The organism is Hymenobacter sp. PAMC 26628, from assembly GCF_001562275.1.
GTDB lineage: Bacteria > Bacteroidota > Bacteroidia > Cytophagales > Hymenobacteraceae > Hymenobacter.
The window spans coordinates 3,966,738-3,981,739 of record NZ_CP014304.1; the positions used below are offsets into that span (position 1 = coordinate 3,966,738).

Annotated in this window: 16 protein-coding genes and 1 riboswitch; of the genes, 4 read left to right on the top strand and 12 right to left on the bottom strand. The window is 65.3% G+C overall.

Annotated features, from left to right (window positions below):
* Window positions 1–12 precede the first annotated feature (12 nt).
* From AXW84_RS17200 to AXW84_RS17240, 9 genes are all read right to left on the bottom strand, one after another.
* Window positions 13–252, bottom strand: a complete 240-nt coding sequence (locus AXW84_RS17200) for a hypothetical protein (RefSeq protein ID WP_068236032.1) — start codon at window positions 250–252, stop codon at window positions 13–15.
* A 75-nt stretch (window positions 253–327) separates the two neighbouring features.
* Window positions 328–1,380: a Holliday junction branch migration DNA helicase RuvB gene (ruvB, locus tag AXW84_RS17205; RefSeq protein ID WP_068236033.1), complete on the bottom strand. Its 1,053-nt coding sequence runs from the start codon at window positions 1,378–1,380 to the stop codon at window positions 328–330.
* Between the two features lie 120 nt (window positions 1,381–1,500).
* A complete protein-coding gene (locus AXW84_RS17210) occupies window positions 1,501–1,842 on the bottom strand; it encodes an HIRAN domain-containing protein (protein ID WP_068236036.1) in 342 nt (113 codons plus the stop codon).
* A gap of 219 nt (window positions 1,843–2,061) precedes the next feature.
* Window positions 2,062–2,709, bottom strand: a complete 648-nt coding sequence (locus AXW84_RS17215; RefSeq protein ID WP_068236040.1) for a hypothetical protein — start codon at window positions 2,707–2,709, stop codon at window positions 2,062–2,064.
* A gap of 66 nt (window positions 2,710–2,775) precedes the next feature.
* Window positions 2,776–4,011 (bottom strand): acyl-CoA dehydrogenase family protein, encoded by a 1,236-nt coding sequence (locus tag AXW84_RS17220; protein ID WP_068236042.1) that lies wholly within the window; start codon window positions 4,009–4,011, stop codon window positions 2,776–2,778.
* Between the two features lie 76 nt (window positions 4,012–4,087).
* The gene (locus tag AXW84_RS17225) at window positions 4,088–4,912 is read right to left on the bottom strand and encodes an ATP-binding cassette domain-containing protein (protein ID WP_071892230.1); all 825 of its coding nucleotides are present in this window, start codon (window positions 4,910–4,912) and stop codon (window positions 4,088–4,090) included.
* A gap of 9 nt (window positions 4,913–4,921) precedes the next feature.
* Window positions 4,922–5,602: a molybdate ABC transporter permease subunit gene (gene modB, locus AXW84_RS17230; protein ID WP_068236046.1), complete on the bottom strand. Its 681-nt coding sequence runs from the start codon at window positions 5,600–5,602 to the stop codon at window positions 4,922–4,924.
* 3 nt (window positions 5,603–5,605) lie between these two features.
* Complete coding sequence (modA, locus tag AXW84_RS17235) at window positions 5,606–6,367, bottom strand: molybdate ABC transporter substrate-binding protein (RefSeq protein ID WP_082773959.1); 762 nt, start codon at window positions 6,365–6,367, stop codon at window positions 5,606–5,608.
* A gap of 113 nt (window positions 6,368–6,480) precedes the next feature.
* Complete coding sequence (locus AXW84_RS17240; protein WP_068236049.1) at window positions 6,481–8,937, bottom strand: TonB-dependent receptor; 2,457 nt, start codon at window positions 8,935–8,937, stop codon at window positions 6,481–6,483.
* Between the two features lie 61 nt (window positions 8,938–8,998).
* Window positions 8,999–9,102: riboswitch (TPP riboswitch) on the bottom strand.
* Window positions 9,103–9,267: 165 nt separating this feature from the next.
* Between AXW84_RS17240 and AXW84_RS17245 the strand changes: the two genes are divergently transcribed.
* Window positions 9,268–9,489 (top strand): hypothetical protein, encoded by a 222-nt coding sequence (locus AXW84_RS17245; RefSeq protein WP_068236053.1) that lies wholly within the window; start codon window positions 9,268–9,270, stop codon window positions 9,487–9,489.
* Window positions 9,490–9,595: 106 nt separating this feature from the next.
* Here the strand turns inward: AXW84_RS17245 and AXW84_RS17250 are convergent, their stop codons facing one another.
* The 3 genes from AXW84_RS17250 to AXW84_RS17260 form a co-directional block, all read right to left on the bottom strand.
* Entirely contained in the window at window positions 9,596–10,867 is a 1,272-nt protein-coding gene (locus AXW84_RS17250; RefSeq protein ID WP_236943354.1) for a BamA/TamA family outer membrane protein, read from the bottom strand.
* 247 nt (window positions 10,868–11,114) lie between these two features.
* Complete coding sequence (locus AXW84_RS17255; RefSeq protein WP_068236065.1) at window positions 11,115–11,999, bottom strand: aldose 1-epimerase family protein; 885 nt, start codon at window positions 11,997–11,999, stop codon at window positions 11,115–11,117.
* Between the two features lie 36 nt (window positions 12,000–12,035).
* Window positions 12,036–12,569 carry an AAA family ATPase gene (locus tag AXW84_RS17260; protein ID WP_068236066.1) on the bottom strand — a complete coding sequence of 178 codons (534 nt, stop codon included), beginning with the start codon at window positions 12,567–12,569 and terminating at the stop codon, window positions 12,036–12,038.
* A gap of 210 nt (window positions 12,570–12,779) precedes the next feature.
* Between AXW84_RS17260 and AXW84_RS17265 the strand changes: the two genes are divergently transcribed.
* The 3 genes from AXW84_RS17265 to AXW84_RS17275 all read left to right on the top strand — a co-directional run bounded on the left by AXW84_RS17265 (window position 12,780) and on the right by AXW84_RS17275 (window position 14,972).
* Window positions 12,780–13,106: a rhodanese-like domain-containing protein gene (locus AXW84_RS17265; RefSeq protein WP_068236069.1), complete on the top strand. Its 327-nt coding sequence runs from the start codon at window positions 12,780–12,782 to the stop codon at window positions 13,104–13,106.
* 110 nt (window positions 13,107–13,216) lie between these two features.
* On the top strand, window positions 13,217–13,981 hold the full coding sequence (locus tag AXW84_RS17270; protein ID WP_068236072.1) for a YqjF family protein: 765 nt from the start codon (window positions 13,217–13,219) through the stop codon (window positions 13,979–13,981).
* Window positions 13,982–14,036: 55 nt separating this feature from the next.
* Window positions 14,037–14,972, top strand: coding sequence for a glycosyltransferase family 2 protein (locus tag AXW84_RS17275; RefSeq protein WP_068236074.1), 936 nt, complete (start codon window positions 14,037–14,039; stop codon window positions 14,970–14,972).
* The last annotated feature ends 30 nt before the right edge of the window (window positions 14,973–15,002 follow it).

Consider the following 15,002-nt stretch of genomic DNA (forward strand, 5'->3'; position numbering starts at 1 on the left):
AGATAAAATCACTCATTTCGCGCCCCACTGTTCTTGCCGCAACTTGCTGATATAGGCCGTACTGTCGCGCATGTCCTCGCGGTCGGCGTACATCCCAAACACTTCGGGGTCCGCCCACCCGATCAGCTCTTCCTGCGTGAGCGGCGTTTGCCGGCTGTAACGCAGCTTCAACGCCAGCACCAGCGCCTCCACTTCCTGCTTGGCCTCGTCCGGCAAACCCTCAATTTCCTTCACCAATTGCAAAGTTTCCATAGTTGAAAGGTACGTGAAAAAGCGCACGATGTGCCGCAATTAGCGGCGCATCGTGCGCTTTTTGAATAGATGAGCCTACGCCGTAATCTCGGCGAACAGGTCGCCGTTGTTGCCACGCAAGTGGCTGGGCAGCAGGCGTCCCAAGTGCTGGTAAGCGGCTTCCGTGGCTTCGCGGCCGCGCGAGGTGCGCTTGATGTAGCCCTCCTGGATGAGAAACGGCTCGTACACTTCCTCGATGGTTTCGCCTTCCTCGCCGCAGGCCGTAGCGATGGTGGTGATGCCCACGGGGCCCCCTTTGAACTTGTCGATGATGGTGGTGAGGATGCGCTTGTCCATGTCGTCGAGGCCGCGGGCGTCCACGTCCAGCGCGTTCAGGGCAAACTGCGCGATGTCCACCGTGATGGTGCCGTCGCCCTTGATCTGAGCAAAGTCGCGGGTGCGGCGCAGCAGGTTGTTGGCAATGCGCGGAGTGCCGCGCGAGCGGCGGGCAATTTCAAAGGCCGCATCCTCGTGAATGGGCGTGCCCAGGATTTCGGCCGAGCGCAGCACGATGGTGGTCAGCAGCTTGGAGTCGTAATACTCCAGCCGGGCCGAGATGCCGAAGCGGGCCCGCAGCGGCGCCGTGAGCATGCCCGAGCGGGTGGTGGCCCCTACGAGCGTGAAGGGCGAGAGTGAAATCTGGACCGAGCGGGCGTTGGGGCCCGAATCGAGCATGATGTCGATGCGGTAGTCCTCCATCGCCGAGTACAGGTACTCTTCCACCACGGGGTTCAGGCGGTGGATTTCGTCGATGAACAGCACGTCGTGCGGCTCCAGGTTGGTGAGCAGGCCGGCCAGGTCCGAGGGCTTGTCGAGCACGGGTCCCGAGGTCATCTTGATGCTGCTGCCCAGCTCGTTGGCGATGATGTGGGAGAGCGTGGTCTTGCCCAGGCCGGGGGGCCCGTGCAGCAGCACGTGGTCGAGGGCGTCGCCGCGCTGCTTGGCGGCGGCCACGAACACCTTCAGGTTTTCCAGGATTTTGGCCTGGCCCGTGAAGTCGTCGAACGACAGCGGCCGCAGGGCCTTGTCGATGTCCTTGTCGGTGGCGTCGAACTGTTCGTTGTCGCCGGTGAGATAGGCTTCGCGCATGGGGTAGGTATCAGTTGGTGGTGGTCAGTCGGCAGCCGTCGGGGCCCTGCTACTCAACCCCAACCGCCAAGAAAAAGCTCCCATTTTTTTAGCAAAATCGCGCGCAATCCGGGGCTCCTGCTAACGGTTCATTAGTACTTCAATGTCGAGGTGCAGCCAGTCCGACTCCCAGGATTTGTGGTTGAGGCGGGCCCCGATGTCGAAGCCAGCGTCGAGCATCCGCGCCACTGTTTCGTTGTGGCCCTCGGGCAAGTAGCCGAGCCACACGTTGGCCGGGTGGGTGGTGGGATGGGTGTGCACCTGCACGGCCCAGTCGTCGTAGTGGCTATCGGGCTCGCGGGTGAGCAACAGGGCCTGGCCGATTTGCAGCGAAGGCTCTACTACATCGATTTCGGGGCGGCGGTGCGAGGTGCCCGCAACGAGGCACTCTAATAGCACAAGGGGTTCGGTAGCCTGCTTCATGGGGCCAAATTACGGGGCGGGCGGCAAACCGACTGAATAACGCAATTATTGGGGAGCGGCAGTATGATAAGCGCTAGGGGCCCCAGCAACCGTAAGCTTCGGCTTTGTGCTCAAAATTTGCCAGTCACTCCTCCGCAACGTCCTTCAGCAAGTATGCTATTTCACCTTTGCCAATTGAGGCTATTTCTACTTTACCATAAACGGAAGAGCAAAAACATTTTAGTAATCAACCATATAGAGAGTTGCTTCCTTATGCCAAGCTGTTCCTGCCTTGGTATAGACGCAAGTTTCCCACCCATCACCCGTACCAACATTTACCAGCGCCCGCTTATGGTTTTTCGAAAACAGAAAGCCCCAGATGGTAAAGGTTTTATCGCTGCCGTAGCGCTGGAACAACGAGTCGCGCGCCAAAAAACGCGCCCGCCATCCCAGTCTTTGATCTATAGCTGTTATGGTATCAAGTGGAATCACCGTAACCCAGGATTCGCGGATTTTAGCTTGTTCAAATTTGAACAGCTTGTCGGCCGGCAGCTGCGTGCACATGTAGGCCACATCAGCAGAAGAGAAATATTTTATTGCCTGGGCGTGCTCAGAGGTTCCCTCGCTGGCCAGCACAATTTGGTAATCAGCATCGGTCGAGGACGCATGGTCTAGTAACAGCAGCCGCACGACTGGAGTATCGGTTGCCATCGGGGGTTGTCGGTAATACCGACCGTCGGGACTGCGCTTCGCATAGACAAAATTTGAAGAAAGCTCCTGTAAAATGGATTCAGCCAACTGATACTTCAGTTTTTCAGGTACCTGCTGGGCGTGGACTGCCATTATTCCGGGCAAAAGCAACAACAGAAAACAGATAGACTTTTTCATTGGAAGTGAGAACGCAAAAAGCCGTTCTATATATAGAACGGCTTTTTACAAGACTATAAAACGTCCCTACTTAAACGCCTGGATACCCGTAATATCCGCCCCGGTGATGAGCAGGTGGATGTCGTGCGTACCCTCATAAGTCACGACGGATTCGAGGTTCATCATGTGGCGCATGATGGGGTACTCGCCGGTGATGCCCATGCCACCGTGGATTTGGCGGGCCTCGCGGGCCACGTGCAGGGCCATGTCCACGGAGTTGCGCTTGGCCATGCTGATTTGGGCGCTGGTGGCCTTGCCTTCGTTTTTGAGCACGCCCAGGCGCCAGGCCAGGAGCTGGGCCTTGGTGATTTCGGTGATCATCTCGGCCAGTTTCTTTTGCTGGAGCTGGAAGCTAGCGATGGGCTTGCCGAACTGCTCGCGCTGGAGGCTGTACTTCAGGGCCGATTCGTAGCAGTCGATGGCCGCGCCGATGGCGCCCCAGGCGATGCCGAAGCGGGCCGAGTCGAGGCAGCTGAGGGGGCCCCGGAGGCCTTCGATGTTGGGCAGGATGTTCTCCTTGGGAATCTTCACGTTGTCGAACACCAGCTCGCCGGTGACGCTGGCGCGCAGGCTCCACTTGTTGTGGATTTCGGGGGTGGTGAAGCCTTCCATGCCGCGCTCGACGATGACGCCCTTGATGCGGCCCTGCTCGTTTTTGGCCCAGACTACGGCCACCTGGCACTCGGGCGAGTTGGAAATCCAGAGCTTGGCACCGTTCAGCACGTAGTGGTCGCCGGCGTCCTTGATGTTGGTGGTCATGCCGCCGGGGTTCGAGCCGTGGTCGGGCTCCGTCAGGCCGAAGCAGCCCAGCCACTCGCCGCTGGCCAGCTTGGGCAGGAACTTGCGCCGCTGCGCCTCCGAGCCGTACTGGTAGATGGGGAACATCACCAGCGAGCCCTGCACCGAGGCCGTGGAGCGCATGCCGGAGTCGCCGCGCTCGATTTCTTGCATGATCAGGCCGTAGCTGATGTAGTCCATGCCGCCGCCGCCGTACTCGGTAGGGATGGTGGGCCCAAAGGCCCCCACGTCGCCAAACTTGCGCACGATTTCGGAGGGGAAATGCGCCTGCTGGGCCCACTTCTCGATGCTGGGCGAAATCTCCTTTTTCACGAAGTCGCGGATGCTCTGGCGCACAAGGATGTGCTCCTCGGTGAGCAGGCCGTCGAGGTCGAAGTAATCGGTGAAGCCGTTGGCGTTGGTGCTGCCACCCTGGGCGGTGTGGGCTTTGGCTTCGGGGGCAAGGACGTCGGCGATGGAGGACATGGCGAAGAAAGGATGGGAGGAGTAAAGGTAACAAGCCAGGCCGCCGGACGTTCACCCGCAGGCCTGGGCGGGGGCCCTATTCTACGCTCACCGTCAGCGCCAACTCGTCGCCGGGGGCGTAGGTGCGGCCGGGGGGCGCGGGCACGTCCACGAGGGTGGGGCCCCCGGCCAGCTGCACGCGCAGGCGGCCGCCGGGCAGCACCGCCACCACCCGGCCCGCCACGGGGCCCGGGGGCTCCAGCAGCGGGGGCCCCACGCGGCGCACCTGGCCCAGGTCCAGCTCAACCACGCGGTGGGCGAGGCGGACAATTTCGGCCGGGTCGTGGCTGATGAGCAGCGTGGTGAGGCCGAACCGCTGGTGCGCGTCGGCCAGCACCTGCTGGAGGCGCAGGCGGGTGGGCAGGTCGAGGGCGGCCAGGGGCTCGTCGAGCAGCAGCAGGCGCGGGCGGCGGGCCAGGGCCCGGGCCAGCGCCACGCGTTGCTGCTGGCCCCCCGACAGGGCCCCCGGGTGGCGCGAGGCCAGCGCGGTTAGCTCCAGCAGGTCCAGCAGCTCGGCCACCAGGGGCCCCGCACCGGGCTGGCCAGCGGCAGCAAAGGCCAGGTTTTCGCGCACCGTCATGTTCGGAAACAGGGCGTAGTCCTGAAACACGAAGCCCAGCGGGCGCCGCTGGGGCGGCAGCCACTGGCGCGTGTCGTGGTCGTACCAGACCTGGTTTTCGGTCCGCACGAAGCCGCTGTCGGGCCGGTCGAGGCCGGCGAGCAGGCGCAGCAGGGTGGTTTTGCCGGCGCCCGAGGGGCCGCTCAGGGCCACCAGTTCGCCGGGGGCCAGGGACAGGCGCACGTCGAGGGTGCGGGGACCGGCGGTGGTGTGCAGGGCTTTGAGGAGGTGGAAATCAATCACGGGGCAAGCTCAAAGCAGGCGGCGGGTGGCGTCCCGCTTGGTCAGGTAAAACAGGCCCACCAAAATGCCAAACGCCAGCGCCAGCAGCGTGAGAGCGTAGGCATTGGCTTGGGCGTAGTGCAGGCTCTGCTGCTCGTCGTAGATGGCGATGGAGGCCACGCGGGTCCGGCCCGGCAGGTTGCCGCCAATCATCAGCACCACCCCAAACTCGCCCAGCGTGTGGGCAAAAGTGAGCACGGCGCCGCTGAGCAAAGCAGGCTTCATGTTGGGCAGCAGCACCCGCCCCAGCGTGGTGAGGCGCGACTTGCCCAGCGTGTAGGCCGCCTCGCGGAGCGAGCGGGGAACCTGCTGAAAACCGGCCTGGAGCGGCTGCATCATGAACGGCAGATTGTACACCATCGACCCCACCAAAATGCCGGCAAACGTAAAGTTGAGGCTCAGCCCCAGCGTATTAATAAGGAAGCGCCCCAGCGCCGTACCGTCGCTGAACGCCAGCAGCAGGTAAAACCCAATCACGGTGGGCGGCAGCACCAGCGGCAGGCTCACCACGGCCTCCACCAGCGGCTTGCCGCGGAAGCGCGCGTGCGTCAGCCAGTAGGCCAGCGGCACGCCCAGCACCAGCAGCAGCGCCGTGGTGCTGGCCGCTAGCACCAGCGTTAGTTGTAGGGTTTGCCAGTAGTCGGGGGGCATGGACTAAAGGCTGAAGCCATACTTTTTCATCGCCTGGCGGGCCACCGGGCTGGCCACGAAGGCCGCAAACGCGGCGGCCGTGGCGTTGCCCTGGGCCTGCTTCAGCAGCACGTAGCGCTGCTGCAAGGGCTGGTGGGCGGCGGCGGGGATGAGGTAGAAGCGGCCGGCGCGGCGCAGCTCCGGGCTGAGGGCCAGCGAGTAGGCCAGCAGGCCCACATCGGCGGCCCCGGTGGCGGCGTACTGGGCGGCTTGGCCAATGTTCTCGCCCAGCACCAGCTTGGGCTTCACCCGGTCGTAGAGCTGGTAGTGGCGCAGCACCTCCTCGGCTCGGCGGCCGTAGGGGGCGTGGGCGGGGTTGGCCAGGGCAATGCGCTGCACCCGCGGGTCGAGCAGCGTGTTCAGGCCCTTCGCGTTGGGGTCCAGCTTTTTGCTCCACAGCACCAGGCGGCCCAGGGCGTAGGGCTGCGGGGCCCCGGCCGTGAGCCCGGCCCGCTGCAAGCGCAGGGGGTAGTCGCCGTCGGCCGAAAAGAAAATATCGAACGGGGCCCCGTGGCTGATTTGCTCATAAAATCGGCCCGACGAGCCGTACACCACGCTGACCTTAGCGGCGGGGTGCTGGCGGTTGAAAATTGTCAGCAGCGAATCGAGCACGTACTTCAAATCGGCCGCCGCCGCAATGGTGAGCGGCGCGGGGCCCGGGGCCGGCGCGGCCACGGCTGGGGCCCCAGTAGCCAGCAGCAGGAAGAAAGCGAAAAGACGAAGCATGGGACTACGCGTAGGGCCACCCGATAACTACCGGGTGGCCCTATGGTTATATTCGCAAAGATACCACGCCGGTATCGGAGCCCCTGGGGCCCCAGTGCCGCGCTTGGCACCGGCTACCAGCGCAGGTTCACCGAGGCCAGGAAGTTGGTGAAGGCCTGCGGGTAGTAGTAGCTGTAATACTGGGTTTGGCCGCCGCTGATGTAGCCGTAGGTGTAGCCGTTGTTCACGTACCGGGCCCCGAACACGTTGTTGAGCAGGCCGGCCAACTCAATCTCGCGGAAGCCCAGCTTCTCGGGGTGCCAGAGGTAGCGCACGCGCACATCTTGCACGTAGTAGGGCGCGATGCTGCGGCTCTCGGTGCTGGTATTGTCGAGGTACTGGCGGCCGGCGTAGCGGGCCAGCGTGGCCAGGCGCAGGCCGGGCAGCGGCTCGTACTCCAGGGTGTAGGCGAAGGTGACGCTGGGCGAGAACGAAATGTTGGTTTGCTGGAAGGCCGTGCCCCGCTCGCCGCCGTTGTCGTAGTCGGCCAGGTAGTCGGTGTAGTTGTTGATTTTGTTGCGGCTGAACGTGGCCGTGGGGCTGAAGGTGAGGCCCCGGGCCAGCACCGCGGCGGCTTGCAGCTCCAGGCCGGTGCGGTAGGAGTCGCGCACGTTGGCGTGGATGGGGTTGCCCACGTCGTCGAGGTGGCCGCTGAGCACCAGCTGGTTGCGGTACAGCATCAGGTAGTAGTTGGCCGACCACTGGATGGGGCCCGTGGTGCGGCGGAGGCCCAGCTCGAAGTTGTTGAGCGTTTCGGAGGTGGGGCGGCGGTCGGCGGGCGTGTCGGTGTAGTCGGTGCGGGTGGGCTCGCGCTGGGCCAGGGCGTAGGAGGCGTAGGCCGCCAGCCCGTCCTTCACCTGGTAGGTGAGGCCGGCCTTGGGGTTCAGGAAATTGAACTTGATGGTTTGCTGGCTCTTGCCGCCGTTGGGGCTGCCGTCGGGCGCAAACAGCTCGTAGTTCACATACCGAAATTGCAAGTCGCCGAAGGCTGACAGCCGCTCACCCAGCGCCACCGTGGCGCGGGCGTAGCTGTTCACGTCGAGCTTGTGGGCGTTGGGCTCTTGGTAGTAGGGCGTGCCGGTTTCGGGAATGTTATTGCCGCGCTGAGCCCAGGTCAGCTCGTCGAAGTGCTGGCCGCGGTAGTTCACCAGGGCCCCGCCCAGGGTGAAGGATTGCAGGCGCGACTCGGTGCCTTGGGACTGCAATTGCAGGGCGTAAGTGGCGCCGTAGAGGTCGGTTTTCAGCCAGCGCCGGCGAATCACGTCGGTGGTTGTCAGGGTGTCGAATCCGCCGCCGTTGCGCGGCTGGTACACGGGGCCCCCGATGCCGTACTTGGCGAATTCCTGGTTGGCTTTGTACTCCTCATAGTAGCCGCCGCCGCGCGTCCAGAAGGGCGTCACGCTCAGGTTGAGGTTGGGCGTTAATTGCCGCGAAATCAGAAACTGGTAGTAGTCCTGCTGGTAGTTGTCGGTCTGGTTCTTATAGGCCGGCAGGTGCTGGCCGGCGTCGGTGCCAGCCTCGTTGTAGCGGCGGTTTTTGGTGAGCAGTGAGTCGGCCAGGCCATACCAACTTTGGTAGGTGGTTTCGTAGCCAGTGATGATGAGGGCCCGAAGTAGAGTTTTTTCGTCGGAGTACGTGCCGGCCAGGTACAGCGACTTCAGCCGCGACGAACCGCGGTCGATGTAGCCGTCGCTCTGCACCCGCGAGGCGCGGGCGTCCACCGTGAAGTGGTTGTTGATGAGGCCCGTGCCAGCGGCCACCGTGCTTTTCCAGGTGCCAAACGAGCCGGCCGAGTTATTAATCTCGGCGTAGGCCTTGGAGCGCAGGCCCAGGGTTTCCACGTTCAAGCTGGCCCCGAAGGCCCCCGCACCATTGGTGCTGGGTCCCGCCCCGCGCTGCACCTGGATGCTCTGCACGGACGACGCCAAATCGGGCAAATCGACGAAGAACACGCCGTGGCTTTCGGCCTCGTTTACCGGCACCCCGTTGAGGGTCACGTTGATGCGCGTGCCATCCGTGCCGCGGATGCGGATGCCGGTATAGCCCACGCCGGTGCCCGCGTCGGAGGTCGTGACGACGCTCGGCGTTTGGTCGAGCAGGTAGGGAATGTCCTGGCCGAAGTTGCGGGCCTGGAGCTGCTCGCGGCTCACGTTTTGGTAGGCGGTGCCGGTACGCTCGTTGGCGCGGGTGGCCGTGACGACGGCCTCGGGCGTGAGGTTGCGGGCCGTGGCCAGGGCCAGCGCGGGCAGCTGCTGGGGCCCCGGCTGGCCCTGCAGCGGCAGGGCCAGCGCCGCAAAGCCCACGTAGCTGGCCCGCAGCGTGTGGGGCCCCGCAGGCACGGCCGGCAGCACGAAGCGGCCGGCGGCGTCGGTGGTGGCGCCCAGGCCGGGCACATCGGGGAGGGTGACGGTGGCGCCGGGCAGGGCCGCGCCCCGGCCATCGGTAAGGGTGCCGGACACGGGGCCTTGCGCCCACGCCGGCGCGGCGGCCAGCGCCAGCAGCGCGGCCCCCGCAAAGGGTAGAGTTTTCAAAAAACGGTGGAAAAAGGTAGAACGCACCCGGGCCCCAGGGGTCGGAGCCAGGGCGGAAACGTCCGCGGATTGTTTATTTCCCTTCGCCGGCATTACCCGGTTCAGGTTCGATGGGTATCATCTCAGCCGGCGTCGTGCACAACGCCAGCACCCCTAAACAGGCCGCAAAGGTAAGGCGGGCGGGAACCATTCGGGGGCCCCACAACTTTTTTTATGCCAGGGCGGCTAGCTTATTGGTGGAAATCAATTAATTTAGAGTATCGGGCCGCCGAAACACAGCGGCGGTTTTAGCCGTTGTTAGTCCGGCCGTTTTTTCTCTGCTCGCCTGCTATGTACCAGCTTCTCTACGCCGTTGTGCTTTGTGCCGTGCTGCTGTTCGTGCTCGTGGTGCCGCGCCGCCGCGTGGGGCCCCCACCGCCGCCGCCCGATGGCGACGACGACGGCGGCGAACCCCACGACCCCGGCCTGCCCGACCTTGACCTGCCCCCCGGCATTTCGCGCCCCATCAACGATTGGGAGCCCGACTACAACCGCCCGCGCGTAGGCGCCTGATTTTTTAAATGTGGGCAGAATGCGGGGGAATGTGAAGATTTAGGAGATACGCTCTCCTCATTTTTCACATTCTCCCATATTTTTCACATCCTCCCACATTCGAAAATTAAAACACCTCGCCCACGTTGAACGAGAGGCTGCTAGAGCCCTGGATGCCGCGGGCGTAGTCGATACCCAAATTGGTGTGCGCCACTTTGTTGAGGTTGATGCGCAGGCCGGCGCCCACGGCCGGGGCCACCTTGTCGTAGCGCTTGGCGATGGGCTCGCCGGGCCGCTGGGCGTCTTCCGACACGGCTTGGGCGTTGGCGAATACTACGCCGCCCAGCAGGTGGTTGCGGGTGAGGCCGAAGCGGTACTCGCTTTCGAGGTAGAGCAGGTTTTTGCCCCGAAACCGGCCCTGGATGTAGCCCCGGCCGAGGTTGCTCGACGTGTCCCAGCCGGTGCTGGGCAAGTCCAGAAACGGCGGGTTGCCCCGCAAAGTCAGGGCGTTGTACGACCAGAAGGCCAGCACGTTGGCCGAGCGGCGGCTGGGGTGCAGGTAGGCGCGGCCTTCGAGCAACAGGGTTTCGTAGTTGGTGGTGCTGCCCAGGGACTGGCGGTTGGGCCGAAACACGGCGCTGAGGTAGGCGCCACCGGCCGGGTTGATGGCGTTGGCCCGGCTGTCGTAGAGCAAATTCAGCGTGGGGCCCACCGACAGGGAGCGGCCCTGGACGCCGTCGCGGTAGTGCGAGATAGTCCTGACCTGGCGGGCACCGTTGCGGCTCACGATGTTCCAATGGTCGTCGAGCTGCACCCCCAGGCCAGCGTAGAGGTTGGGGGCTAGGCGGCGCAACGCGGTCTGGTAGGCGCGCAAGTAGTCGTAGTCCATCGTTGTCACCTGCTCGGTGGTGCTGGTGTGCATGCCCAGGCCGTAGGTGCTTTGTGGGTAGTGCATGACGCGGTAGTCGCTGGCAAAACTCCAGCGGTTGTCGGCCGCCCACACCGTTGCCGCGACCGTGGCAATGGCCTGCGCCCGCGCCGTGTAGATGAGGGCCCCCAGCACCGTCGACATGTTGGCCCCCGGCCGGCGGAAGGCCACGTTGGCCGCCACTTCGGCCAGCACGCCGGTTTGCTGCGAGTAGCCCACGGCCGGCAGCAGCGCCAAAAAATTACCGCCCCGGGCCAGGGCCAGCGAGTCGTGCGGAGGCAGCCGCAGCCGGGGCACCGCTGCGTTCAGGGCATCCACCACGTCGGCGGGCGAAGCCATGGGGTGGCGCACAGGCACGGGGACTCCGGCGCGTAGGCTGTCGGCTGGCGCCTGGTTCGGCACCTGGGCCGGGGCCCCGGCCACGCGCAGCGCCCCGGCCATCAACAAGCAAAACCACGCACGGAACGGCATCACGCAGCAAAAAGAGGCGAATGGATAGTGAGTTATTGGAATTAGCTAAATACTATATTACACGGTCATGCTCATCTGTCGTCCGCGCAGCCGAAGCATCTCTCCCGCTGACTAACTTATTGATTACTGCTGCGGGAGAGATGCTTCGGCTGCGCGGACGACAGATGAGCATGACTGTTGTATTAAATCAATAAATTTTCCTTTAAACCGTGCCGGGGGCCCCAGGCTTAATGCTCACCCCGGCAGCTCAGCCAATCTCTATTTCGTAGGCAGCCGCAAATGCCTGGCCGGGGCCCAGCGTGAGGATGCCCTCCTTATCGCGCAGCTCCTGCGGGGGCCCTACGGAGCTGGCCACGCCGTGCCAAGGCTCGATGCATACGAACGCCGCGCCGGGGCCCTTCGTCCACAGCCCGAGGTAGGGAAAGCCGTCGAAGCGCAGGCGCACGAAGTGCGGCGCGCCGTGGGCCCGCAGTGCCACGCGCGTGAAATCGTAGCCGGCGAACACCAGCGCGTCGTCGGCAAACAGCTCGTAGGTGAGGGGCAGCGTGGCTTGTTGGTGCAGCACGGGGGCGGTTTCGCCGCTGCGCAGGCCGCCGCGCAGCAGCTGCTTGCTGAGCGTCACGGGGTGGTCGAACTCGAAGTAATAATCCTCGAACCGTTCGCCCGGCAGCAGTGGGCACCGAAACGCCGGGTGGGCCCCGATGCTAAACAATAGGTCGTCGCCGGGGGCGCTGGCGGGGTTGCGCACGTCCCAGCGCATGGCCAGGGCGGTGCCGCGCAGGGCGTAGGTAATGGTCAGCTCAAAGGCAAACGGGTAGTTGGCGCGGGTTTCGGCCGAGTCCGTGAGGCGGAAGGCCAGCTCGTCGGCGGTGTGGCGCAGCACGGCAAATTCCTGGTCGCGGGCGAAGCCGTGCTGGCCCAGGCGGTAGGCCTGGCCCTGGTGCAGGTAGGTGTCGTCGGGCAGGCGCCCCACAATGGGGAACAGCACCGGCGCGTGGCGGCCCCACACGGCGGGGTCGGCGGGCCACACGTACTCCAGGCCGGTGGCGGCGGCAACAAAGCCGGTCAGCTCGGCCCCGTGGGCGGCGAAGGTGGCCCGGCACTGGGCATTGGCAAGAACAAGGGCGGGCATGGCGCGGGCAGTAGCGAAGGCAATGGTTTAGGCCCCCTAAGCTACGGCCGGGCGCGCGGCGCGCAGCAGCCCGTCTACCAGCTGCTGGGCCGCGGCCAGGCGCTGCGCTGGGGGCCCCCAAATTTCGGCAAACGGGTCGGGGCCCGCGCGCAGCTCGTCGCGGTAGCGGTCGTAGAAATGCTGGCGCAGCTGCGGGTGCTCGCGCAGCGGGTCGGGCTCCCAGGGCACGTCCACGCCCAGCAGCAGCACCAGGTCGTAGCGCGGCTGGGCCACGGCGGCGGCAATCCAGGCGGGGCAGTGGCCAAAGGCGTGCTCGGCCCACACCTTGATTACCAGCAGGTTGGTGTCGCACACCAGCAGGGCCCCGCCGGCGGCTTCGGCCGCGGCCTCGGCGGACAGCTGGCCGTGGGCAATGGCTTCGAGGTCGGCCAGGGCGTAGGGCGGCCGGCGGCCGGCGAGGTAGGCGCGGGCGTATTCGGGCACCCAAGGGGCCCCGTAGTAGGCGGCCAGCTGCTGGCTCAGCGTCGATTTACCCGTCGATTCCGGGCCAGTCAGCGCAAGGCGGAGCATAGCGTAGGTTAAGTTTTCGAGAAGAAAGCAGCAAAAACGCCGCTTTGCCGGGGCAAAGGTGCTGGCTACTGGGCCGATTACCACCGCACTACGTCACCAGCTTCATTCCGGATCTATTGATTTAAATCAGTTTTGTCCCAAATTGGATTTTTTGCCGGAGTGAGCTTTCGCGGCGAGCCTATCTTTGTTGTCTGTTCGCTTGGTTATTTTATGAATATTGCCGCTATTAGTCCAATTCAACTCGCCACTCGCCTCGCCGCCGGCGACTCGCTTCACCTGGTTGACGTGCGCGACCCCATCGAGTTCGATTACTGCCACCTGCCCAGCAGCGCACTACTTCCCCTCGACGAGCTGCCCCAGCGCACCGACGAGGTGCCCACCGCGGGCGAGGTAGTGCTTATCTGCCACCACGGCGTGCGCTCGGCCCAGGCCCTCGGCTACTTGCAGTCGCGCCACGGCCGCACCAACCTGCTGAACCTGCGCGGCGGCATCGACGCCTGGAGCTGCGAAGTAGACCCCTCCGTGCCCCGGTACTAACGCACTTTGCCCGCCGGCGCACCGCGTTGTTTGGCAGCCCGTAGCCTGCACCGCCCAGAATCGGGGGCCCCGGCCACACAATTGAAGCCCAGCGGCGGTTGTAGGGGCCCATGCCCCTCCCGCCCACTCCTGCTCCCACCCTGGCCAGCCGCTTGGCCCTGCGCCAGCCCCCCGCCGGCCCCCCGCTGATGCGCCAACGCTGGGGCGACTTGCTGTTTATGCACTGGCCGGTGCCGCCGGCGCTGCTGGCCCCCTTCCTGCCCCCGCGCCTGGCCCTCGACCTGCACGACGGCCACGCCTGGCTGGCCATTGTGCCGTTTCGGATGTGGGACGTGCGCACCCGCTTCACGCCGCCCATCCCCGGGGCCAACCAGTTCCTGGAGCTGAACGTGCGCACCTACGTGCACCTCGACGGCGTGCCCGGCGTGTGGTTTTTGTCGCTCGACGCCACCAACGCCCTGGCCGTGTGGGCGGCGCGCACGGTGTTCCACCTGCCCTACCTGCGCGCCCGCATGGCACTGGCCCGCCCCGCCCCCGACCAGGTGCGCTACACCGCCCGCCGCACCCACGGCGGGGCCCCGGCCGCGCACTTCGCCGCCACCTGGCGCGTGGGCGAGCTGCTGCCGCCCGAAGCCACCGCGCCCGGCTCGCTGGCGTTTTTCCTCACCGAGCGCTACTGCCTGTACGCGGCCTGGGGCCCCCGGCTCTACCGCGGCCGCATCCACCACGAAGCCTGGCCGTTGCGCGAAGCCGAGCTGCTGGAATTCGATTCCAACCTGGTTGAGGCGCACGGCCTGCCCACGCCCGCCGGGGCCCCGGTGCTGTATGCCGGGGGCCCCCTGGCCGTGGAGCTGTGGTGGCTGCAACGGGTGTAGCGCGGCCAATTCCGTTTCCTTTGCGGTTTGCTTGCCCCACCTTTCGCGTTCCGCTATGATCCTCGTCGTGCTGGTCAACTACAACTCCACGGGCCACACCCTGGCGTGCGTAGCATCGTTGCGCGCCCACACCCGGCCCGGCACCGCCTACCAGGTAATGGTGGTTGACAACGCCTCCGCGCCGGCCGAGCGCGACGCCTTGCAAGCGCTGGCTGCCTACCCCGAAGTAGAGGTGTGCTACTCGGCCCTCAACCTGGGCTTTGCCGGGGGCAACATGCTGGGGTTTCGCACCGCCACGGCCACCCGCCGGCCCACCCACGTATTCCTGCTGAACAACGACACGCTGCTGCGCACCGACTGCCTGACGGAGCTGGCCGACTTGCTGACGACCCGCCCCGAAATCGGCCTGGCGGCCCCCCAAATGTTTGGCCCCGAAGGCCAGTGGCTGGAGAGCTACGGGTTCTTCCCCACGCTGGGCGACAAGCTGCTGGGCCGGGCCCTGTGCCGGGCCCTGGGGCTGGGCTACCACCCGCCGCGCCCCGCCCGCGCCGCCCGCCAGCCCTACCCCGCCGACATGGTGACCGGCGCCGCCATGTTTGCCGACGCCGCGCTTTTTGCCCGCATCGGCGGGCTCGACGAGCGTTATTTTCTGTACTGCGAAGAGGAAGACCTAGCCTGGCGCGTGTGGCAGGCCGGGCGCCAGGTGGTGGTGGTGCCCACCTCAGAATTTGTGCACCTGGGCGGGCGCAGCAGCCAGCCCAGCTTCGGCCTGCTGCGCGAATTCTACATCTCGCTCGCTTACTTTTTGCGCAAAAACTTCAACCCCGTGCACGCCGAAGCCGTGCGGTGGCTGTTCGTGGTAAAGCTCGTTTTCCGGGCCCGGCGCGGCCGCCAGTACCTGCGCCTGGCCCGGTTCCTGGCCCAGGGCGCGCCCATGGCGGCCTCCATTCGCCCCACCGCAGCCAGCCTTCCTGAGAGCTTATCCAAATAGGCCGTCATGCTGAGCTTGCCGAAGCATCTC